1 protein-coding gene is annotated in these 1,008 nt (G+C 61.1%); it reads right to left on the reverse strand.

Going from position 1 to position 1,008, the window contains the following annotated elements; all coding sequences use genetic code 11:
* Positions 1-1,008: alpha/beta fold hydrolase (locus VSR34_RS37995; RefSeq protein WP_342965186.1), on the reverse strand; the 1,008-nt coding region annotated here is incomplete at both ends.

Here is a 1,008-nt window from a genome sequence, read left to right on the forward strand (position 1 = left end):
GGCCACCATGAGTCCTGTTGCGCCGGTGTCGCCTCTAACCACTCGTGGGGGCTCATGTAATGTTCGCCTTTATGCCTCATTCGAAAGCGAAACCGGCGCGCATGGCCGGGCTCCGAAACGATACCTGCGTTGTGGCCGCCCGACGCCAGCACGAAACCGATCTCCGTATCGGTCAACAAGTGGAGCTTGTACACGGAGTGCCAGGGGGAGACGTGATCGCGTTCCGCACCCACGGCAAAAACCGGCATCTTCAGGGCCCCAAGGTGTACTGGTTTTCCATGCACAAAATACCTGCCCTCGGCGAGGTCGTTATGCAGATACAAGTGTGTCAGCGTCTCGAGATGTAGCCGGTATGGCAATCGGGTCGTGTCCGCGCTCCACGCCATCAGGTCCGTGGGTTGAGTACGCGTGCCGAGCAGGTATTCCCGCACGAGGCGCGACCAGATCAGATCGTGTGATCGCAGCATCTGGAACGCCGCGGCCATCTGTTCGCCGTCCAGATAGCCTTGTTCCCACATGAGCGCATCGAGATAGGCCAACCTGCTGGCATCGACGAACAGGCCCAGTTCTCCCGGCTCGCTGAAGTCGGTCTGCGCTGCGAGCAGGGTGATCGTCTTCAGCTCGGCCGCCTCTTTCCGGTGTGCCCGCGCGTGCGCCGCGGCCCCAAGTGCGAGCAGCGTACCGCCCAGGCAGTAGCCCACGCCATGCACAGGGGCGTCCGTGATGCGGCGCACCTGAGCGAGCGCATCGAACAAGCCCATATTGAGGTAGTCATCCAGTCCGAGGTCCCGCGCCTCTCCACGGGGATTGCGCCAGGAAATCATGAAAACCGTATGTCCGTGGTCGACGAGATAGCGCACCAGGGAGTCATGCGGCGAAAGATCGAGAATGTAGTATTTGAGTATCCACGATGGCACGATCAGGACGGGCTCATGCCACACGGTCGGCGTCAGTGGTTCGTACTGGATCAGTTCGATCAGCGCGGAACGATAGACGACCTTGCCGGGC

The organism is Paraburkholderia sp. JHI2823, assembly GCF_038900695.1.
Taxonomy (GTDB): Bacteria; Pseudomonadota; Gammaproteobacteria; order Burkholderiales; family Burkholderiaceae; genus Paraburkholderia; species Paraburkholderia mimosarum.